Origin of the sequence: Pseudomonas sp. Fl5BN2, assembly GCF_009908205.1 — a bacterium.
Taxonomy (GTDB): Bacteria; Pseudomonadota; Gammaproteobacteria; order Pseudomonadales; family Pseudomonadaceae; genus Aquipseudomonas.
Genome location: NZ_JAAARL010000010.1, coordinates 189,920 through 211,842 on the forward strand (window position 1 = coordinate 189,920; position 21,923 = coordinate 211,842).

Genomic DNA, 21,923 nt, shown 5'->3' on the forward strand with positions numbered 1-21,923 from the left:
AGTTGACAGAGGAGAAAAGACTTCCAAAAGGCACAATTAAAAAAATGTAACTCGACCAGCACGAACACCGTACCGCTGAAGGAGTGTCAATCAGACCTCGACCTTCATTCAACCAAAAAACCCAAAACCCAAAACCCAAAAAATCTCCTATTGTTTATCACAAAGAAGATTCGTTAAATTTTCTCAATGGAGCACAGCAAAACCATACCGAAAGCCATATCCTCATAAATATCAAAACATTATAGTTTTCTACATCCAAAATTCAAAAGTCGCTTCCCTCCTCCTCATTAACGCGATCCCTAAGCTCTTTACCCGGTTTGAAATGAGGAACGAATTTTCCGTCAAGGCTAACAGACTGACCCGTCTTTGGGTTCCGTCCTACCCGAGGAGCACGATAGTGAAGCGAAAAACTACCAAACCCTCGAATCTCAATCCGATCGCCAGTAGCCAGACACTGAGACATTTGCTCAAGCATCGTCTTGATGGCCAACTCGACATCCTTGGATGAGAGCAGCCCTTGATGGGTGACAATTCGTTCGATCAACTCCGACTTCGTCATATTTTTCCCTTCTTTTTCAAGCAGCTAGGTCAGTGCTCAAAAGGTTTTAGCATGCCCTGAAGGTTTTGAACAGCCCAAGTGCCGACTTGCCAGCACAAACCTCTTTTCCATTACCAGAGGCACGACGGCAAAAAGCTCAAACCCGTCTTATCGACACATGACGAGCATCGTTCTAGTCAAGTAACCGGCCGGATTCCAACCAAAAGGGTAATCACCCTCCTCTTCCTTGGAATCGCTAGACTTGGTAATGACCTTATAACCAGCAGCCTTACACTCGCGCTCAGCACGCTTGTAACATTTATCCCAACCCGCCCCCAACCCGGAACAATCGATCTCTATGCCACTGACCCCACGAACCACGTGAGTCTTTACGTTGGTCGTACACCCAGCCAGGAGAAGAACCAAAACAACTACAACTAGCCTGGTCATACTCTTCCTTATGGCAGCCCCTGCTGCTCAAACACCGCACCTGTTAAACAAAGCCTAGACCTTAATATGTAATTGGCTCGCTTACTAAAGAGACAACTCATTGCAGACGTTGGTTTCCCTCCACACCAGTATCATCCCTGACAATTTCAAGACACAAAAAAGGGCGACCTAAGTCGCCCTTTTTTATGGTCTAACAGAACTTAGTTCTGTTTTTCCATCTGTGCGCGCAGCAGGTCGCCCAGAGTGGTAGGACCAGCAGCGATATCCGAAGCAGCTGGCTTGTCGCGCAGGCTCTGGATAGCTTCTTTCTCGTCTTCAACGTCTTTCGACTTGATCGAGAGCTGGATTACACGGCTCTTACGGTCAACGCTGATGATCTTGGCTTCAACTTCTTCGCCTTCTTTCAGAACGTTGCGCGCATCTTCGATGCGGTCACGGCTGATTTCGGAGGCTTTCAGAGTAGCTTCGATGTCGTTAGCCAGGGTGATGATGGCGCCTTTGGCGTCAACTTCTTTTACAACACCCTTAACGATTGCGCCTTTATCGTTCTCTTGTACGTACTCGGAGAACGGATCGCTTTCCAGCTGCTTGATACCCAGGGAGATACGCTCACGCTCTGGATCAACAGACAGGATAACGGTGTCCAGCTCGTCGCCCTTCTTGAAACGACGTACGGCTTCTTCGCCCACTTCGTTCCAGGAGATGTCGGACAGGTGAACCAGGCCGTCGATGCCACCGTCCAGACCAATGAAGATACCGAAATCGGTGATCGACTTGATGGTGCCGGAGATTTTATCGCCCTTGTTGAACTGGCCAGAGAAGTCTTCCCATGGGTTGGACTTGCACTGCTTGATGCCGAGGGAGATACGACGACGCTCTTCGTCGATGTCCAGAACCATAACTTCCACTTCGTCGCCGACTTGTACGACTTTCGAAGGATGGATGTTTTTGTTGGTCCAGTCCATTTCCGAAACGTGTACCAGACCTTCAACGCCTTCTTCCAGCTCAGCAAAGCAGCCGTAGTCGGTCAGGTTGGTTACGCGCGCGGTAACGCGGGTGCTTTCTGGGTAACGAGCTTTGATAGCAACCCATGGATCTTCACCCAGCTGCTTCAGGCCCAGGGAAACACGATTGCGCTCGCGATCGTACTTCAGAACCTTGACATCGATCTCGTCGCCAACGTTGACGATTTCGGAAGGATGCTTGATGCGCTTCCAAGCCATGTCGGTGATGTGCAGCAGGCCATCGACGCCACCCAGATCGACGAATGCGCCGTAATCGGTGAGGTTCTTGACGATACCTTTGACTTGCTGACCTTCCTGCAGGGATTCCAGCAGAGCTTCACGCTCAGCGGAGTTCTCGGCTTCAAGGACACTACGGCGGGAAACGACAACGTTGTTGCGCTTCTGGTCGAGTTTGATGACTTTAAACTCGAGCTCTTTGCCTTCCAGGTGCGTGGTGTCGCGCACTGGACGGACGTCAACCAGAGAACCTGGCAGGAACGCACGGATGCCGTTAACGTCGACAGTGAAGCCGCCTTTAACCTTACCGTTGATAACGCCCTTAACCACTTCTTCAGCTGCGAAGGCTGCTTCCAGAACGATCCAGCATTCAGCGCGCTTGGCTTTTTCACGGGAGAGCTTGGTTTCACCAAAGCCGTCTTCAACCGAATCCAGAGCAACGTGAACTTCATCACCAACATTGATGGACAGTTCGCCAGCATCGTTGTAGAACTGCTCAAGCGGGATAAGTGCTTCAGACTTCAGACCAGCGTGAACGGTTACCCAACGCGCTTGGTAGTCGATGTCGACGATAACACCGGTGATGATGGAGCCTGCCTGAAGGTTCAGGGTTTTTAGGCTTTCTTCAAAGAGTTCCGCAAAGCTTTCGCTCATTTTAATTCCTGTTGATAAGGGCGAAGAATACGCCCATCTGCCACATCCCAGACGATGTGGGTTACGTTCATATAAAAGAAAAATCGCAGGACTATGACTGGTCCCCCGCGACCCTCCTTATTCACCCGGTAATATCGCGAATGGCGATCTCACTCAAGATGTGTTGCAACACCTGATCGATGGACAACTCCGTGGAATCCAGCTGTATGGCGTCAGCCGCCGGCTTGAGCGGGGCTACCGCTCGCTGGGTATCGCGCTCATCACGCGCACGAATCTCATCTAGCAGACTCGACAGACTAACACCATCGACTTTTCCCTTCAACTGCAAGTAGCGCCGCCGGGCACGCTCTTCGGCGCTGGCAGTCAGGAAGATCTTCAATGGCGCATCGGGAAATACCACCGTCCCCATGTCACGACCATCCGCAACCAGGCCCGGCGGTTCCTGGAATGCGCGCTGGCGCTGCAACAAGGCATCACGCACAGCCGGCAGAGCCGCTACCTGGGAAGCCCAGGCGCCAACCTGCTCATTACGCAGGTCGTCAGTCACATCATCGCCTTCCAGAATGATCCGTTGCGGATGATTTTCAGTGGCACCAAGGAACTGCACATCCAGGTGAGCCGCCAGCAGCTTCAGCGACTCTTCGTTAGTCAGATCAACACCATGATTGCGCGCAGAAAAAGCCAGCAACCGGTACAGAGCCCCGGAATCCAGCAGGCACCAACCCAGATGCTTGGCCAGCTTGCCAGCAATGGTGCCTTTGCCCGAACCACTTGGCCCATCGATGGTGATCACAGGCGCCTTGATATTCACGACTGAGCCTCTTGTGCGACACGAATCCCCACCTGCGCGCACAACGCGAGGAAGTTCGGGAACGAGGTAGCGACGTTCGCACAGTCATGGATACGAATCGGCGCATTGGCGCGCAGCGAGGCAACACTGAATGCCATGGCGATACGGTGATCGCCGTGACCATGAACCTCACCACCACCAATCTGGCCGCCATCAATGATGATGCCGTCTGGAGTCGGCTCGCACTTGACCCCCAAGGTCAGCAAACCATCAGCCATTACCTGGATACGATCAGACTCCTTGACCCGCAGCTCTTCCGCGCCACGCAGCAAAGTACGCCCTTCGGCGCAGGCGGCGGCCACGAACAGCACGGGGAATTCGTCGATTGCCAGAGGCACCAGCTCCTCAGGAATCTCGATACCCTTGAGCTTGGCGGCACGCACGTGCAAATCAGCAACCGGCTCACCGCCGACTTCGCGCTGATTTTCCAGACGAATATCCGCCCCCATCAAACGCAGGATATCGATCACGCCGGTCCGGGTCGGGTTGATCCCGACATGCTCCAGCACCAACTCTGAACCTTCAGCGATCGAAGCCGCCACCAGGAAGAATGCAGCGGAGGAAATATCCGCCGGCACTTCAATATGGGTCGCCTTGAGCTTGCCGCCCGACTCAACCGAGGCGGTGGCGCCGTCGACGCTGACCGAATAGCCGAAACCACGCAGCATGCGCTCAGTATGGTCGCGGGTCGGCGCCGGCTCGGTGACAGTGGTCTTGCCCTCAGCGTACAAGCCAGCCAGCAGCAGGCAAGACTTAACCTGGGCGCTGGCCATCGGCAAGGTGTAAGTCAGCCCCTTGAGCTTGTGACCGCCACGGATCACCATCGGCGGACGACCTTCGGCCGCAGTCTCGATCACCGCGCCCATTTCCCGCAGCGGGTTGGCCACACGATTCATCGGACGCTTGGACAGCGAGTGGTCCCCCGTCAGCGTACTGTCGAAACTCTGCGCAGCCAGCAGACCGGAGAGCAAGCGCATCGAAGTACCGGAGTTACCCAGATAGATCGGACCCGGCGCCGGCTTCAGGCCGTGCAGACCAACACCATGAATAGTCACACGCCCGTGATGCGGGCCCTCGATGACCACCCCCATGTCGCGAAACGCCTGCAGCGTCGCCAGAGCATCTTCACCCTCGAGAAACCCCTCGACTTCGGTGGTGCCTTCAGCCAGGGAGCCAAGCATGATCGAACGGTGGGAAATCGACTTGTCGCCCGGTACACGAATCCGCCCAGACAGGCGGCCACCAGGATTTGCCAGGAAAATCAGATCGTTGGAGTTCATAGCGTCCACATAGGCCCGGCGGGCCAGGATTTTACCGAAATGCTCGCGGGCAACCCGGGCGCGAGTGAATACGCCCAACAACTGATGCCCGTCCCCTGCATCGACCGCGTCGCGCAAGGCGTCGAGGTCGTTGCGAAATGTATCGAGTGTGCGCAGTACCGCCTCGCGATTGGCGAGGAAGATGTCGTGCCACATGACCGGGTCGCTGCCGGCGATTCTCGTGAAATCGCGGAACCCGCCCGCAGCGTAACGAAAGATATCGAGATTTTCACTGCGCTTGGCCAGGGAATCGACCAGGCCGAATGCCAGCAGGTGCGGCAAGTGGCTGGTCGCCGCCAGGACTTCGTCGTGACGCTCGACCTGCATGTGCTCGACATCTGCTCCCAGCTCGCACCAGAGCTTGTCGACAAGGTCCAATGCAGCAGGATCGGTCTGCTCCAGAGGCGTCAGGATCACCTTGTGCCGACGGAACAGCTGCGCATTGGAGGCTTCAACACCACTCTGCTCGGAACCGGCGATAGGATGCCCCGGAACAAAACGCGCAGGCATACCGCCAAAAGCCTCTTTCGCAGCCCGCACCACATTGCCCTTGGCACTGCCGACATCGGTCAGCACCGCCTGCCCCAGATCCATGCCAGCCAACAAGGCCAGCAGTTTCTCCATGGCCAGGATCGGCACCGCCAGCTGGATCACATCGGCTCCCTGGCAAGCCAGGGCCAGGTCCTCTTCACAGCGATCTACCACCCCCAGCTCCACCGCCAACTGGCGGGACTGCGGGTCCAGATCGACACCAACCACTTCGCGGCACACGCCACTTTCACGCAAACCCTTGGCGAAGGAGCCGCCAATCAATCCCAGGCCGATCACCACCAGGCGACCGATCATAGGCACAGCAGATTGCATTGGAATGACATCAACCACGAGCCAGAACCTTGGCCAAAGCCTCAAGGAAACGAGTGTTTTCCGCCGGCAAGCCGATGGTAATGCGCAAATGGTTCGGCATGCCGTAGTTGGCCACCGGACGCACGATCACACCTTCACGCAACAAGCCCTGGAATACCGGCGCAGCCTCACGCCCCAGATCCACGGCAATGAAGTTGCCCTTGGAAGGAATCCAGCCCAGGCCCAGGCCCAGGCCACGCAAACCCGCTTCCAGTTGCTGCATGCCGGCTTCGTTCAAACGACGGCTCTCTGCCAGATAATCCACATCCTGCAGCGCGGCACAGGCCGCTGCCAAAGCCAGGCTGTTGACGTTGAAAGGCTGGCGCACACGGTTCAGCACATCTGCCACCACCGGGGTCGAAAGCCCATAGCCGACCCGCAGGGCCGCCAGGCCATAAGCCTTGGAGAAGGTCCGCGAGACCAGAAGGTTCGGGTAGGCCGCCAGGAAATCCAGCCCATCCGGCAGGTCGCTGCCTTCGGCGTACTCGATATAGGCCTCGTCCAGCACTACCAGCACGTGGGCCGGCACATCCTGCAGAAACTCGTCCAGCGCCTCAGCGCCGAACCAGGTACCGGTCGGGTTGTTCGGGTTGGCGATGAACACTACGCGGGTCTGCTCATCGATCGCCTTGAGCATGGCCGGCAGGTCATGCCCCCAGCTCTTGGCCGGAACCACGCGAGCCTGGGCGCCGACGGCCTGGGTAACGATGGGATAGACGGCAAAGGCGTGCTCGCTGAACACCGCATTCAAGCCAGGCGCCAGATAGGCGCGAGCCACCAGCTCGAGGATGTCGTTGGAACCGTTGCCCAGGGTCACCTGGTTGATTTCCACGCCGCAGCGCTCGGCCAGCAGGGACTTGAGGGCAAAACCGTTGCCATCCGGATAACGGGTCAGCTCGGCCAGCTCGTCGCGGATCGCCGCCAGAGCCTTGGGGCTGGCGCCCAGCGGGTTTTCATTGCTCGCCAGCTTGACGATAGTGGCCGGATCGATGTCCAGCTCACGGGCCAGTTCGTCCACGGGCTTGCCCGGAACGTAAGGCGAGAGTTGTTGCACGCCTGGTTGTGCCAGTGCGAGGAAGTCGCCACTCATTGTTAAAGCCTCAGAGAACCGCTTTCGGGTAGGAACCCAGCACCTTGAGTGCCACTGCTTCCTGACTGATCTTCTCCAGCACGCTCTTGACCAACGGGTCACGGTGATGGCCGACGAAATCGATGAAGAACACATAGGTCCATTTGCCACTGCGCGAAGGCCGGGTTTCAATTCGCGTCAGGTCGATGCCATTGTCATGGAACGGCACCAGCAACTCATGCAGCGCACCAGGCTTGTTGCTCATGGAGACAATGATCGAAGTCTTGTCGTCGCCGGTTGGCGGCACTTCCTGGCTACCGATCATCAAAAAACGCGTGGAGTTGTCCGGACGATCCTCGATCTTCTCGGCCAGACGCGTCAGACCATACAAGCCCGCAGCCATGTCGCCGGCAATGGCTGCCGAATTCCACTCACCCTTGACTCGCTTGGCCGCTTCGGCGTTGCTGGACACCGCCACCCGCTCGACATTCGGGTAGTGCGCGTCCAGCCACTTGCGGCACTGGGCCAGGGACTGAGCGTGGGAATAGATACGACTGATGCTGTCAGTCTTGGTGTTCTCACCTACCAACAGGTGGTGGTGAATCCGCAGCTCAACTTCGCCACAGATCACCATATCGTGCTCGAGGAAGCTATCAAGGGTGTGGTTGACCGCACCCTCGGTGGAGTTTTCCACCGGCACCACGCCGAAGTTCACCGCCCCGGCAGCGACCTCACGGAACACTTCGTCGATCGCTGCCATTGGCTTGCTGATCACCGCATGCCCGAAGTGCTTCATGGCCGCAGCCTGGGTGAAGGTACCTTCAGGGCCGAGGTAAGCCACTTTCAGCGGCTGCTCCAGAGCCAGGCACGAAGACATGATCTCGCGGAACAAACGCGCCATCTCTTCATTACCCAGAGGCCCCTGGTTACGCTCCATCACGCGCTTGAGCACTTGGGCTTCACGCTCCGGACGATAGAACACCGGCACTTCGCCTTCTGCCAGGGTGGCCATCTTGACCCGGGCGACTTCCTGGGCGCACCGCGCACGCTCACTGATCAGCTCCAGGACCTTCTCGTCCAGGGCGTCAATGCGCAGGCGCAGGGCCTTGAGTTCTTGCTCAGACATCAGCCGTGTTCCTTCTCGAACTCTGCCATGTAGGCCACCAGCGCGTTGACTGCATTGATGTCCACGGCGTTGTAGATAGAGGCACGCATCCCACCCACCGAACGGTGACCCTTGAGGTTCAGCAGACCACGAGCCTCAGCACCGGCCAGGAACGGCTTGTCCAGGCGGTCGTCCGCCAGACGGAACGGTACGTTCATCCACGAGCGGTCAGGCTTGTTGATCGGGTTGCTGTACAGGCCGCTGGCGTCGATGAAGTCGTACAGGGTGCGCTGCTTGACATCATTGAGCTTGGCGATGGCTTCTACACCACCCTGCTCCTTGAGCCACTCGAACACCAGGCCGGACAGGTACCAGGCCAGGGTCGGCGGGGTGTTGTACATCGAGCCATTATCTGCCGCGACCTGGTAGTCGAGCATGGTCGGGCACAGCGAACGGGCATGTCCCAGCAAGTCTTCGCGAATGATGTTTACCAGGATACCGCTGGGGCCGATGTTCTTCTGCGCGCCGGCGTAGATCATACCAAAGCGAGAGATATCCACAGGGCGCGACAGAATGTCGGAAGACATGTCGGCCACCAAGGGAACATCACCGGTTTGCGGAACCCAGTTGAACTCCAGGCCGCCGATGGTTTCGTTCGGCGCGTAGTGCACGTAGGCGGCGTCTTTCGACAACTGCCATTCGTTCTGGCCAGGAATTGCAAAGTAGTCGTACGGCTTGGAGGTAGCGGCCACATTGACCTGCCCATAGCGGGAGGCTTCTTCGATGGCTTTCTGCGACCAGATACCGGTATCGATATAGTCGGCCTTGCCGCCTTCCGGCAGCAGGTTCAGTGGAATCTGGGCAAACTGCTGGCTGGCGCCGCCTTGCAGAAACAGCACTTTATAGTTCGAGGGGATATTCAGCAGGTCACGCAGATCCTGCTCGGCCTTGGTGGCAATGGAGACGAACTCATCACTGCGATGACTCATCTCCATGACCGACAGGCCCTTGCCATGCCAATCCAGCAATTCGGCCTGGGCACGCAACAGGACAGCTTCAGGTAGCGCAGCGGGACCTGCGCAGAAGTTATAGGCTCGTTTGCTCACATCCACTCTCGCTATGCATTCACGGTAGCGGACAGAGCAAACACTCTGCCCTGCTACGATTTATTTAGTCTTTCGACTCTTCTTCGCCTGCGGCGTCTGCCTGTTGGCCATCAACTGCCTCATCCAGCTCGGCAGCCACGTCCAGCGCGGCCCCGTCGAACTCAGCACCGTCTTCACCTTCGAACTCTTCGCCGTCGATTTCCGACGGTTCCTGCACACGCTCCAGGCCCACCAGGGTTTCATCGCTGGCCAGCTTGATCAGGGTTACGCCCTGAGTGTTACGACCCAGGCTCGACACTTCATCGACACGGGTACGAACCAGAGTGCCCTGATCGGAAATCAGCATGATTTCCTCACCATCCAACACCTGCACGGCACCTACCAGGCGACCGTTACGATCGTTGCTGACCATGGCGATAACGCCCTGACCACCACGCTTGTACTCAGGGAACTCGGTGATCGCCGTACGCTTGCCGTAGCCACGCGCCGAAGCGGTAAGGATCTGGCTGCCTTCTTCCGGAATCAGCATGGAGATCAGCTTCTGGCCTTCTGGCAGACGCATGCCGCGAACACCGCGCGCAGTACGACCCATGGCACGAACATCAGACTCTTTGAAGCGAGTGACCTTGCCACCATCGGAGAACAGCATGACTTCACGCTCGCCATCGGTAATCGCGGCAGAAATCAGTACGTCGCCCTCATCCAACTCCAATGCGATCAGACCCACACTGCGCTGACGACTGAAGGATTCCAGCGGTGTTTTCTTCACGGTGCCGTTGGCGGTCGCCATGAAGATGTAGTGACCTTCGGTGTATTCCTCGACCGGCAGCATGGTGGTGATGTATTCACCCTCATCCAGCGGCAGCAGGTTAACCAGTGGACGACCACGTGCAGCACGGGAAGCCTCAGGAATTTCATAGGTCTTCAGCCAGTACACCTTGCCTTTGCTGGAGAACAGCAGCAGCGTGGTGTGGCTGTTAGCTACTAGCAGGTGAGCGATGTAGTCCTCATCCTTGACGCCGGTAGCCGACTTGCCTTTACCGCCACGACGCTGAGCCTGGTACGCAGCCAGTGGCTGGGTCTTGGCATAACCACCGTGAGAGATGGTCACCACGCGCTCTTCTTCCGGGATCATGTCACCCAGGGTCAAGTCGAGACGGGCATCGAGAATCTCGGTGCGACGCACATCACCGTATTCGGCGCGGATCACTTCCAGTTCTTCGCGGATCACTTCCATCAGGCGCGTGGCGCTGCTGAGGATACGGATCAGCTCGCCGATCTGGTTGAGAATCTCCTGGTACTCGGCCAGCAGTTTTTCGTGTTCAAGACCGGTCAGGCGGTGCAAGCGCAGTTCCAGAATGGCTTGCGCCTGCTCTGGCGACAGGAAGTACTTGCCGTCGCGCATGCCGTATTGCGGATCGAGGTTCTCCGGACGGCAGGAATCGGCGCCCGCACGCTCAACCATGGTCACCACCGCACTGGATTCCCAAGGCGTGCTGATCAACGCTTCCTTGGCTTCCGATGGTGTTGGCGACGCTTTGATCAGAGCAATAACCGGATCGATGTTGGACAGCGCAACGGCCTGGCCTTCGAGAATGTGGCCACGCTCACGAGCCTTGCGCAGCTCGAACACAGTACGACGGGTAACCACTTCGCGACGGTGACGGACGAAGGCTTCCAGCAGATCCTTGAGATTGAGGATCCGTGGACGACCGTCGATCAACGCAACGATGTTGATACCGAACACTGCCTGCAGCTGGGTCTGGGCATAGAGGTTGTTGAGGATCACCTCCGGCACTTCTCCACGACGCAGCTCGATGACTACGCGCATACCGTCTTTGTCCGACTCGTCGCGCAGCTCAGTGATGCCTTCGAGCTTCTTCTCTTTTACCAGCTCGGCAATCTTCTCGATCAAGCGCGCCTTGTTCAGCTGGTACGGCAGCTCGGTGATGACGATCTGCTGGCGGCCACCGACTTTGTCGATGTCTTCGATGATCGAACGGGCGCGCATGTAGATGCGACCACGGCCCGTACGATAGGCCTCGATGATGCCTTCACGACCATTGATGATTGCCGCGGTCGGGAAGTCCGGGCCGGGGATGTATTGCATCAACTCATCGACGGTCAGCTCGGGATTGTCGATCAGCGCCAGGCAACCATCGATGACTTCACCGAGGTTGTGCGGCGGAATGTTGGTCGCCATACCCACGGCAATACCGCTGGAACCGTTGACCAGCAGGTTGGGGATCTTGGTCGGCATGACCGCCGGGATCATCTCGGTGCCGTCGTAGTTCGGCACCCAGTCCACGGTTTCTTTGTGCAGGTCAGCCAGCAGCTCGTGCGCCAGCTTGGTCATGCGTACTTCGGTGTATCGCATGGCCGCCGCGTTGTCGCCGTCGACCGAACCAAAGTTACCCTGGCCGTCTACCAGCAGGTAGCGCAGGGAGAATGGCTGAGCCATACGAACGATGGTGTCGTACACCGCGGTATCACCGTGGGGGTGATACTTACCGATCACGTCACCGACAACACGGGCAGATTTCTTGTACGGCTTGTTCCAGTCATTACCGAGCTCGCTCATCGCGAACAGCACACGCCGGTGCACGGGCTTCAAGCCATCGCGCGCATCAGGCAGTGCCCGCCCGACGATTACGCTCATCGCGTAGTCGAGATAGGACTGTTTCAGCTCGTCTTCGATATTGACCGGGAGGATTTCTTTGGCCAGTTCGCCCATGAGAAGCCTGATTCCTTTTTCTGGTGAAACTTCGTCACATCCATATGGGACGAACGAAGCTCGCCGCTGCAGGCCTAGTGCCCTGCACCGACTTACGACAAATCAACAAGTTATGCCATGGATTTGCGCAGTAAAGACGGCCGCATCGGACCGCCTTGGAAACCGCCGGATGTTATCACAATCGCCGCCACGCACCTATCCCTCTGACGGGCATGGAACATAGTTAGTTGACCGGTGACAGCCTGATAAGGGACGAGAGAGGCTCAGAGGACAAATTCGCACGCATTCCGGTGTTTTTTACTGACCAGGCGGCGTTCGTTGGAAGCCATCGTCGATGACCTCAATGCAAGCGCTTGCGACACATCAACTGCGCTATTTTTGCCGTATCCGGACGCTCGACTATGCCCTTTTCAGTGACGATCGCGTCGATCAGGTCCGCAGGCGTGACATCGAACACCGGATTGAACACGTCGACTTCGGCCCCCACGCGCTTGCCAGCGAGCTCCAGCAATTCCTTGCCATCGCGCTCCTCGATAGGAATGTCCTCGCCGCTGGCCAGGCTCAGGTCGATGGTCGAACTGGACGCCACCACCATGAAGCGCACGCCGTGGTGCATGGCATTGACCGCCAGCTGATAGGTCCCGATCTTGTTCGCCACATCACCATTGGCGGTGATCCGATCAGCACCGACGATCACCCAGGTCACCCCTTTGGTCTTCATGATATGCGCCGCGGCGGAGTCAGCATTCAAGGTCAGTGCAATGCCCTCATTGGCCAACTCCCAAGCCGTCAAGCGCGCCCCCTGCAACCAAGGCCGGGTTTCGTCGACATAGACCCGTTCCACCATGCCTTCAAGCCAGGCCGCACGAATCACCCCCAGGGCAGTGCCAAAACCGCCGGTGGCCAAGGCACCGGTATTGCAATGGGTCAACAGGGCCTGGGGGTTGCCTTGGTGCCTGCGAATCAGGTCCACACCCAACTGAGCCATGGTCAGATTGGCTTCACGGTCACTTTCATGGATTGCCAGCGCCTCAACCTCAAGGGCCGCCACCGGGTCGGCGTTATCCTTGACCCGCCCCAGGCGCTCGCGCATGCGATTCAAGGCCCAGAACAGATTGACCGCAGTAGGACGCGAGTCCGCCAGCAAAGCGAAGTCCTCCTCCAGGGCCGCAACCCAGTCACCACCCGCAGCAAAACGTGCGCGCGCAGCCAGCACTAGCCCATATGCTGCACTGATGCCAATGGCCGGGGCACCGCGCACCACCATTGAGCGGATCGCCTCTGCGACTCCGGCAACTTCATCGTAGGCAACCCAGGTTTCTTCAAAGGGTAAAATCCGCTGATCGAGCAGATACAGAGTGTTATCCCGCCAATCAATGGCCTTGACCTTCTCCGCAGCCAACAGACGATCGCGCATCCCTCACCCCGTACTCATGAACAAAAGCCGCCGATTATAGCGATCCCCCTGCGAAGACGCTCGGGTATACTTCGCCATCCTTTATATGACGCCCTGGACCGATATTCGATGCCAAACCGTGATGCTGCGCTCGACCTGCTCCTGTTACCGACCTGGTTGGTACCGGTGGAGCCGGCCGGCGTTGTCCTCAAGGAACATGGCCTGGGCATCCGCGACGGCCGTATCGCGTTCATTGGCCCACGGACCGAGGCCTTGAAACAGCCAGCCAGCGAAGTCCGCGAATTGCCTGGCATGCTGCTCAGCCCAGGATTGATCAACGCCCACGGGCATGCGGCCATGACCCTGTTTCGTGGCCTGGCCGATGATCTGCCACTGATGAACTGGTTGGAAAATCATATCTGGCCCGCCGAGGCCAAGTGGGTAGATGAAGCCTTCGTCCGTGATGGCACCGACCTTGCCATCGCCGAACAGATCAAAGGTGGCATCAGCTGCTTCGCTGACATGTACTTCTTTCCGAAGGTTGCCAGTGAGCGAGTCCACAACAGCGGCATTCGTGCACAGATCGCCATACCGATCCTCGACTTCCCGATTCCCGGCGCGCATGACGCCGACGAAGCCATTCGCCAGGGCGTGGAGCTGTTCGGCGACCTCAAGCTTCATCCTCGAATCAAGATCACTTTCGGCCCTCATGCACCCTACACCGTCTGTGACGAGAATCTGGAGAAAATTCGCGTCATCGCTGAAGAACTCGACGCCTCGATTCACATGCATGTGCATGAAACAGCATTCGAAGTGCAGCAGTCCCTGGAGCAGCACGGCGAACGACCGCTGGCCCGCCTGGCCCGCCTGGGTCTATTGGGGCCGCGCTTCCAGGCCGTTCATATGACCCAAATCAGCGATGACGACCTGGCTTTACTGGTAGAAACCAACACCAGCGTCATTCACTGCCCGGAATCCAACTTGAAACTGGCCAGCGGCTTCTGCCCGGTGGAGCGCCTTTGGCAAGCGGGAGTCAACGTCGCCGTGGGCACCGACGGCGCGGCCAGCAACAATGACCTGGACCTGCTGGGGGAAACCCGCACTGCGGCCCTCCTGGCCAAGGCCGTGGCCGGCTCGGCAACAGCCCTGGACGCTCATCGTGCCTTGCGCATGGCTACCCTCAATGGAGCCCGGGCCATGGGTCTGGATAACCAAGTGGGCTCCCTGGAAATCGGCAAGGCTGCGGACCTGGTGGCCTTCGACTTGTCCGGACTGGCCCAGCAACCGATTTACGACCCGGTGTCGCAACTGATCTACGCCACCGGCCGCGACTGCGTAACGCATCTATGGGTCGCCGGCAAGCAACTGCTGGATGACCGGCGTCTGACTCGCCTGGATGAACAGCAGCTCGGCGAAACCGCCCGCCGCTGGGGCCAGCGCATCAGCGGCCACGCCCACTAACCCGGGCCTTGAGCTGAAGCTTGAGGCCGTACACAGAATTTTTTAGCTTTGGAGTATTACCCATGAGCAACGTCGACCACGCTGAAATCGCCAAATTCGAAGCCCTGGCCCATCGCTGGTGGGACCGCGAAAGCGAGTTCAAGCCCCTGCACGACATCAATCCATTGCGGGTCAACTGGATCGAGGAGCGGGTAGGCCTGGCCGGCAAGAAGGTGCTCGACGTTGGTTGCGGCGGCGGCATCCTCAGCGAGGCCATGGCCCAACGCGGCGCCACCGTTACCGGCATCGACATGGGTGAGGCCCCCCTGGCAGTGGCACAGCTGCACCAACTGGAATCCGGCGTGAACGTCGAATACCGGCAGATCACCGCCGAAGCCTTGGCCGAGGAAATGCCCGAACAGTTCGACGTGGTCACTTGCCTGGAAATGCTCGAACACGTCCCCGACCCTTCGTCGGTAATCCGCGCCTGCTTCCGCATGGTCAAGCCAGGCGGCCAGGTGTTCTTCTCCACCATCAACCGCAACCCAAAGGCTTACCTGTTCGCCATTATCGGTGCGGAATACATCATGAAGCTGCTTCCTCGCGGCACCCATGACTTCAAGAAGTTCATCCGCCCTTCGGAGCTTGGCGCCTGGAGCCGTTCCGCCGGCCTGAGCGTCAAGGACATCATCGGCCTGACCTACAACCCACTGACCAAACACTACAAGCTGGCTGCGGACGTGGACGTCAACTACATGATCCAGACGCTGCGAGAGGAGTGAGACATGGCTATCAGAGCCGTTCTTTTCGACATGGATGGCACCCTGCTCGACACCGCGCCTGATTTCATCGCCGTGTGCCAAGGCATGCGACGTGATCGCGGCCTGCCGCCGATCGCCGACCAGCATATTCGCGACGAAGTCTCCGGCGGCGCCCGAGCCATGGTCGCCGTGACCTTTTCCATGGACCCGGAATCCCCGGGCTTCGAGGCATTGCGCCTGGAGTTTCTCGAGCGCTACCTGAAGCATTGCGCGGTGCACAGCAAGCTTTTCGACGGCATGGCCGAGCTACTGGCTGATATCGAAAAGGCCAATCTGATCTGGGGCGTGGTGACCAACAAACCCCTGCGTTTCGCCGAGCCGATCATGCAGCAACTCGGGCTGGCCGAGCGTTCGGCGCTGCTGATCTGCCCCGACCATGTGAAAAACAGCAAGCCCGACCCCGAACCACTGATCCTGGCGTGCCAGATGCTCAAGCTGGACCCGTCCAGCGTTCTGTTCGTCGGTGATGACCTACGGGATATCGAGTCCGGTCGGGACGCCGGAACCAAGACCGCCGCCGTGACCTACGGCTATATCCATCCGGACGACAACCCCCGGCATTGGGGTGCCGACGTAGTGGTCAATCATCCGCTGGAACTGCGCCAGGTTCTGGATAACGCATTGTGCAGCTGCTAAGCAGTGGCATTCCCGACTAAACGCCGGGGACGTTCCAATTTATATTGAGGCCTTTTATGTTTGATTATTCCGCGCGCCCCGAACTGCTCAAGGATCGGGTCATTCTGGTCACCGGAGCCGGTCGCGGCATCGGCGCCGCTGCCGCCAAGACCTTTGCCGCCCATGGCGCCACGGTGCTCCTGCTAGGCAAGACCGAAGCCAACCTGACCGAGGTCTACGATGCCATCGAGGCGGCGGGCCATCCACAGCCCGCGGTGATTCCGTTCAACCTGGAAACCGCCCTGCCACACCAGTACGACGAACTGGCAGCGATGATCGAAACCGAGTTCGGCCACCTCGACGGCCTGCTGCACAACGCCTCGATCATCGGTCCGCGCACACCGCTGGAGCAGCTCTCAGGGGAGAACTTTATGCGGGTGATGCAAATCAATGTCAACGCCATGTTCATGCTGACCAGCACCCTGCTGCCCTTGCTCAAGCTATCCCAGGACGCTTCGGTGGTTTTCACTTCCAGCAGCGTTGGGCGCAAGGGCCGGGCCTATTGGGGCGCCTACGGTGTATCCAAATTCGCCACCGAGGGGCTGATGCAAACCCTGGCCGACGAGCTGGACACTGTGGCCCCGGTCCGCGCCAATAGCATCAACCCTGGCGCCACTCGGACCAGTATGCGGGCCCAGGCCTACCCCGGCGAGAACCCCAGCAACAACCCCACACCTGAAGAGATCATGCCGGTCTACCTGTATCTGATGGGACCGGACAGCACCGGGATCAATGGCCAGGCCTTCGACGCGCAGTAACCCCTTCCGTTCGTCGCGACGGAATACCGTCGCGATGCCCGAAAAAGAACTTATCCCCAAGCTTTCCAAGCCAAACAAATGCCGGTCGCAACTGATTGACCCTCAGAATAAAAACCCAAACCACTGAATTAGAACGAATTTTATTTATCTGAACCGAATGGCACGAGTTTCGCTCTAACACCACTCAATACACCGTGCATTGGCGCAGTGAAAAACAGCTTGCGTCGAGGGCTTTATCGCCATCAGCGAAGCGGCATAAAATGTGCGCGATTGTCCTACGGGGCTGATGGAACAGTATGACGCGCAGCCCTGAGCCGCCCTCACCCAAGCAGTAAGACCGTACACCGTGCTCAGGGGGCTCACACTTAGATGAAAACACCGACCCAGACCAACGCAATTGACTTCGACAGCGCCAAATTGCAGCGCCTGGGCTTTGGCCAGCAGTCGCCACTGATCAGACAGCCCGTCAGCCTCGGACAATTGCGCCAGCAGATGGGACTGCAGTTGCAGACCAGCCTTGAGCCACAGCGCATCCTCGGCCTGTTCTTTCGTGAGGTTCAGCGCTTGGTACCGCTCGACGCACTGCTCTACAAGCACGCGCCGAGTGATCTGCGTCTGGAGTTCGGTCAACGCGGACACCACTCCATCAGCTATCGCCTCAGCCACGAAGGCGAACCGATGGGTGAACTGGTCTTCCGTCGCAACCAACGTTTCAGCGATTCAGAACAGGGTTATCTGGAGTCACTGCTGTCAACCCTGCTGTACCCAATGCGCAACGCGCTCTTGTACCGTGCCGCCACCCGCAGCGCCCTGCGCGACCCACTGACCGACACTGGCAACCGCATTGCCATGGATCAGACCCTGGAACGGGAAATCGAAATGGCCCAGCGTCACCTGCATCCGCTGTCGCTACTGATGCTGGACATTGACCACTTCAAGCGCATCAACGATAACCACGGCCACAGCGCTGGCGACGAAGTACTCAAAGCAGTTGCCGCCTCGATCAAGGAACAGTTGCGCAACGTCGATATGGTGTTTCGTTTTGGCGGGGAAGAGTTCCTGATCCTGCTTTCCAACACCGGCCGCGACGCTGCAGCGATGGTTGGCGAACGCCTGCGGCATGCCACCCAGGCCCGGGAGTACTGGGCTGATGGCAACTTGATCGAACTTACGGTGAGCCTGGGCTGCTCGACCCTTTTGCCGGGGGAATCTTCGGAGAGTCTGTTGCGTCGCGCCGACAGCGCACTGTATGTAGCCAAGCGCGAGGGGCGCAATCGCCTGGCAATGGCGGGTTAGACACCGAACCCCGCCTCAGCAGATCATTCACGGGCAACCCACCGACACAAACGTCAACCGCTTGAGGCAATCGAGCAGCCCGCAAACCCCAGCCCTATCCCTCAGCCAACGCCAGGCGCTCGCGGGTCACGGTGGTCTTTTCCTGTTGCATGCAGCGCTCCAGGAACAGGTACATATAGTCATAGCTCTTGCAGATGGCCTGGCGCAATTCGGCCTGCAAGGCCTTGCTCGGGCTCAACCCGGCCAGGGTAACGATGATTTCCAGCGCTTCCCAGGGATGTGCATCATCGTACTGCGCATGCATCTTCAGCCATTTCATGGCGCGCTTGCGGTCTTCTTCCGGAAATGACGCGGCATAAATGCCATTGGAGCACACCAGGGCCGACCATTCGCCCGTCGCCCCTTCGATTGCGTAATTGGTGGCTGCGATGGCCACGATCAGCGAGTCCGCCGAACTGGTGTGCCAGCACCAATGGCTCAGTGCGTGCAACTCTGGCGCTACCTGCTGTGCCTGCAGGTCTTCCAGGGTCACGCCATGAGCCCGACTCCAATGCACCCAGTAATCCGCATGATTGAGCTCAACCCGAATGTTGCGCATCAACCAGCGACGCGCCATGTCCTCGCCGGGATGACGGGCAAAGCGGGTCTTCGTCAGGTTTTGTGCCATGTACAGGGCAAATTGCTCAACCACCGGCCAGCCGCCGATCAAGTACTGACGCATGACTTTGGCGCTGAGCTTGTTATCGCGCATGCGCTGGTACAGCTCATGCTCCACCACGCGGCGCTTGCTCTCGCTGCAGTCCTGGATCAGTTGCTGGGTCCAGGCGGGGTAACTGGCAGCTTCCATGAGCGGGCCGGTTCGGCTGAATGTGTCGATCACTGTCGGGCTCCTTTTGATTGTGATGTACGGATCCAAAAGAGGTTTCAACGGAACGTGCCGGGCGCCTTGAATAACAGGGGCTGTGGTCGCACGGGTCGACACTGCAGACTGTCACAGGTGAACAATTGCGGGCGTTCAATAATGTAGCCTTGAGCATAATCCACACCGATCTCAAGCAAGGCCTGCTCGATCTGCGGCGTTTCAACAAACTCGGCAATCGTGCGCTTACCCATGACATGCCCGATGTGGTTGATCACCTCGACCATGGCGCGGTTAATCGGGTCGTCCAGCATATCCTTTACGAAACTTCCATCGATCTTGAGGAAGTCTACAGGCAAATGTTTGAGATAAGCGAACGACGACATTCCTGCACAAAAGTCATCCAGAGAGAAACGACAACCTAAACCCTTGAGTTCATTTATAAAACGGATTGCACTGCCCAAGTTGGCGATTGCACTGGTTTCAGTAATTTCAAAACAGATCATCTTTGGCGGCACGCCATAGGCGACAAACTGCTCCCTCAGGAAGCCGAGGAACTCATCATCGCCAATGGTGATGCCTGAGAGGTTGATCGCACACGTCGCCATCGGCCCTTCGCGACCCTCTTCGATGCACTGGGCGATAATCTTGAATACGTTTTGTACCACCCAGCGATCCAGGGACGTCATCAAGCCGTAACGCTCAGCCGCCGGAATGAAGCTGTCCGGCAAGATCATCCTGCCGGCCTCGTCATGCAGGCGCAGAAGAATCTCGACATGGCCACCATCGTGTTCGACGTGGCCCAAGGCAGTAATTTCCTGGGAATAGAGACAAAAGCGGTTTTCCTCGAGGGCCATGTGCAGGCGCTGGACCCAGGCCATCTCGCCAAACCGCAGGGAAAGCTCGGAGTCGTCGGCATGATAGACCTGAACCCGGTTGCGGCCTTTTTCCTTGGCCATGTAGCAGGCCATATCCGCCGCTCGCAGCGAAGCCTCGAGGGTGGTTGGAGTCTGGGCGACATGCACCAGGCCAATACTCACGGTGGTCACGAAGGGCCGGCCCTTCCAGACAAAATGCAGGTTCTGTACCGTTTGGCGCAGCCCTTCGGCAATCTTCTCAGCCGCCTCCGGCGAGCAGTTCTCCAAGAGAATGCCGAACTCGTCCCCCCCCAGTCGGGCCAGAGTGTCGCCTTCACGTAACCCCGACTGCAGCAGCGCACAAATATGCCGCAGCAACTCGTCCCCAGCGGCATGGCCGCAGGTGTCGTTGACCAGCTTGAACTGGTCCAGGTCCAGGAACATCAACGCATGCCTGGCTGGCTGGCGCACCAGACTGTGCAGGGCTTGCTCCAGGCGGAACTCGAACTCCCGGCGATTGGCCAGGCCAGTCAAGGCATCGTGGGTCGCCTGCCAGGATAGATTGGCAATGTATTGCCGCTCTTGGGTCATGTCATGCAGTACCAGCACCGTGCCACTGACTTTCCCCGCATTGCGGATCGGTGCACCTACCAAGGTCACCGACACCGTGCTGCCATCCAACCGCTGGATCAGCTTGGAGTGCTCGCTGCCACCGCTGAGCTGGCCGCTGAGGATGTGCTCAATCAAGGTGAAACCGTCGGCCTGGGCGTTTTCATCCAACAGATTGAACAGAGCCGCCAGGGGCAGCCCCACGGCCTGCTCGGCCTTCCAGCGAGTCAGCTCTTCAGCCGCCGGGTTCATGTAGGCGATAGCACCCTCGACATCGGTGGTGATCACCCCGTCGCCAATAGACTGCAAGGTGATCTGCGCGCGCTCCTTCTCCAGTTGCAAGGCATCGGCAAAGGCATGGCGCTGGGCCAGCAACTTGTGGGTACGCAGCAAGGCCAAGGCAATCAGGATCAGCGCTGTGGCCAGGTTGGTCACCAGCAATAGTCGCAGGATGACTCGCGAGCCTTCGCCCAAGGCATCGCTGAACGCCTTGGCGGCCGGAGTAACACCGTCGTTGATGGCAAATATCTGGTTTTTCCAACGCTGCACATCGGCTTCGCTGGCACTGTTGCTACTGATCCCCTGATGCATCTCCCGAGCCACGGTGTCCAGTTGCAGCAGGTAGCCATCCCCCACGGTCCAGAGGTCGATGGCTTTTTCCAGGTAGCTGAAATGACGGAAATTAAGGTACAGCCAGATCAGGCTAGAAACGTCATCCGGGTGGTTGCCGCCCTTGAGGATGCCCTGGCGCGCAGCGTCCAGATCCGGTGGCCGACGATCCAGGGCCACTCGCAGCTCATGGCCGCCCTGAGGCACGGCAATTGCGTTCTGGTACTTGAGGAAAGCCCCCTCATCGCGACTGTCGGCATACAGGTTGAGGTAGTAGATGGCGTCTTTCTGGCCTTTGGACCACAGGCTTTCACCGGCAACATAGCCGCGTACTGCCGACAGGACATACAAGCTGAGGCCGCCCAACAGCGCTTGAAATAACACCACGGCAATAAAGGGCCAGACGATGCCCAACAACCGCGGCGTTGCGAAAGTCCGCTTTTGCTTCATGAGGGTCCTTGCTTCAGCACTGCCAAATGAACAACCCAGTAGTCCCGCCTCAGACAGCACAGATTAGGCTAATTTCCGCAGATCCGGCGCAAGGTGAATACCGGCCGGATCAGCCCCGTAGGAGGAAACTGCCACCGTCTCATGCTGAAGCGGTTATTCCACCAGGAAATTCAAGCACTAAGCA

At 58.3% G+C, this 21,923-nt stretch carries 17 protein-coding genes; 5 read left to right on the forward strand and 12 right to left on the reverse strand.

Annotated elements, in window-relative coordinates; all coding sequences use genetic code 11:
* Window positions 1-262: 262 nt before the first annotated feature.
* The 10 genes from ihfB to mtnA form a co-directional block, all read right to left on the reverse strand.
* Window positions 263-559, reverse strand: a complete 297-nt coding sequence (gene ihfB, locus GV819_RS16220; protein ID WP_161757067.1) for an integration host factor subunit beta — start codon at window positions 557-559, stop codon at window positions 263-265.
* 147 nt (window positions 560-706) lie between these two features.
* A complete protein-coding gene (locus tag GV819_RS33225) occupies window positions 707-988 on the reverse strand; it encodes a hypothetical protein (protein WP_256667513.1) in 282 nt (93 codons plus the stop codon).
* A gap of 200 nt (window positions 989-1,188) precedes the next feature.
* Window positions 1,189-2,883 carry a 30S ribosomal protein S1 gene (gene rpsA / locus GV819_RS16225; protein WP_007931318.1) on the reverse strand — a complete coding sequence of 565 codons (1,695 nt, stop codon included), beginning with the start codon at window positions 2,881-2,883 and terminating at the stop codon, window positions 1,189-1,191.
* A 121-nt stretch (window positions 2,884-3,004) separates the two neighbouring features.
* On the reverse strand, window positions 3,005-3,694 hold the full coding sequence (gene cmk / locus GV819_RS16230; RefSeq protein ID WP_161757068.1) for a (d)CMP kinase: 690 nt from the start codon (window positions 3,692-3,694) through the stop codon (window positions 3,005-3,007).
* Window positions 3,691-5,898, reverse strand: a complete 2,208-nt coding sequence (locus GV819_RS16235) for a bifunctional prephenate dehydrogenase/3-phosphoshikimate 1-carboxyvinyltransferase (protein ID WP_161757120.1) — start codon at window positions 5,896-5,898, stop codon at window positions 3,691-3,693. Before GV819_RS16235 ends, cmk begins: the two co-directional genes overlap by 4 nt.
* Window positions 5,899-5,926: 28 nt before the next feature.
* Complete coding sequence (hisC, locus tag GV819_RS16240) at window positions 5,927-7,045, reverse strand: histidinol-phosphate transaminase (RefSeq protein WP_161757069.1); 1,119 nt, start codon at window positions 7,043-7,045, stop codon at window positions 5,927-5,929.
* A 10-nt stretch (window positions 7,046-7,055) separates the two neighbouring features.
* Entirely contained in the window at window positions 7,056-8,150 is a 1,095-nt protein-coding gene (gene pheA / locus GV819_RS16245) for a prephenate dehydratase (RefSeq protein WP_161757070.1), read from the reverse strand.
* On the reverse strand, window positions 8,150-9,235 hold the full coding sequence (gene serC / locus GV819_RS16250) for a 3-phosphoserine/phosphohydroxythreonine transaminase (RefSeq protein ID WP_161757071.1): 1,086 nt from the start codon (window positions 9,233-9,235) through the stop codon (window positions 8,150-8,152). Before serC ends, pheA begins: the two co-directional genes overlap by 1 nt.
* Window positions 9,236-9,299: 64 nt before the next feature.
* Entirely contained in the window at window positions 9,300-11,969 is a 2,670-nt protein-coding gene (gyrA, locus tag GV819_RS16255) for a DNA gyrase subunit A (RefSeq protein WP_161757072.1), read from the reverse strand.
* Window positions 11,970-12,309: 340 nt separating this feature from the next.
* Window positions 12,310-13,386, reverse strand: a complete 1,077-nt coding sequence (gene mtnA / locus GV819_RS16260) for an S-methyl-5-thioribose-1-phosphate isomerase (RefSeq protein ID WP_161757073.1) — start codon at window positions 13,384-13,386, stop codon at window positions 12,310-12,312.
* A gap of 108 nt (window positions 13,387-13,494) precedes the next feature.
* Between mtnA and GV819_RS16265 the strand changes: the two genes are divergently transcribed.
* From GV819_RS16265 to GV819_RS16285, 5 genes are all read left to right on the forward strand, one after another.
* Window positions 13,495-14,826 (forward strand): TRZ/ATZ family hydrolase, encoded by a 1,332-nt coding sequence (locus GV819_RS16265; RefSeq protein ID WP_161757074.1) that lies wholly within the window; start codon window positions 13,495-13,497, stop codon window positions 14,824-14,826.
* Between the two features lie 62 nt (window positions 14,827-14,888).
* Window positions 14,889-15,587: a bifunctional 2-polyprenyl-6-hydroxyphenol methylase/3-demethylubiquinol 3-O-methyltransferase UbiG gene (ubiG, locus tag GV819_RS16270; RefSeq protein ID WP_161757075.1), complete on the forward strand. Its 699-nt coding sequence runs from the start codon at window positions 14,889-14,891 to the stop codon at window positions 15,585-15,587.
* A gap of 3 nt (window positions 15,588-15,590) precedes the next feature.
* On the forward strand, window positions 15,591-16,262 hold the full coding sequence (gene mupP / locus GV819_RS16275; RefSeq protein WP_161757076.1) for an N-acetylmuramic acid 6-phosphate phosphatase MupP: 672 nt from the start codon (window positions 15,591-15,593) through the stop codon (window positions 16,260-16,262).
* Between the two features lie 56 nt (window positions 16,263-16,318).
* Complete coding sequence (locus GV819_RS16280) at window positions 16,319-17,059, forward strand: YciK family oxidoreductase (protein WP_161757077.1); 741 nt, start codon at window positions 16,319-16,321, stop codon at window positions 17,057-17,059.
* Between the two features lie 369 nt (window positions 17,060-17,428).
* A complete protein-coding gene (locus tag GV819_RS16285; RefSeq protein WP_161757078.1) occupies window positions 17,429-18,355 on the forward strand; it encodes a GGDEF domain-containing protein in 927 nt (308 codons plus the stop codon).
* A 94-nt stretch (window positions 18,356-18,449) separates the two neighbouring features.
* Here GV819_RS16285 and GV819_RS16290 read toward each other — a convergent pair whose 3' ends face one another.
* Both GV819_RS16290 and GV819_RS16295 read right to left on the reverse strand, forming a co-directional pair.
* Window positions 18,450-19,202: a TenA family transcriptional regulator gene (locus GV819_RS16290; RefSeq protein ID WP_178125128.1), complete on the reverse strand. Its 753-nt coding sequence runs from the start codon at window positions 19,200-19,202 to the stop codon at window positions 18,450-18,452.
* Between the two features lie 77 nt (window positions 19,203-19,279).
* The gene (locus GV819_RS16295; RefSeq protein ID WP_161757080.1) at window positions 19,280-21,739 is read right to left on the reverse strand and encodes an EAL domain-containing protein; all 2,460 of its coding nucleotides are present in this window, start codon (window positions 21,737-21,739) and stop codon (window positions 19,280-19,282) included.
* Between the last annotated feature and the right edge of the window lie 184 nt (window positions 21,740-21,923).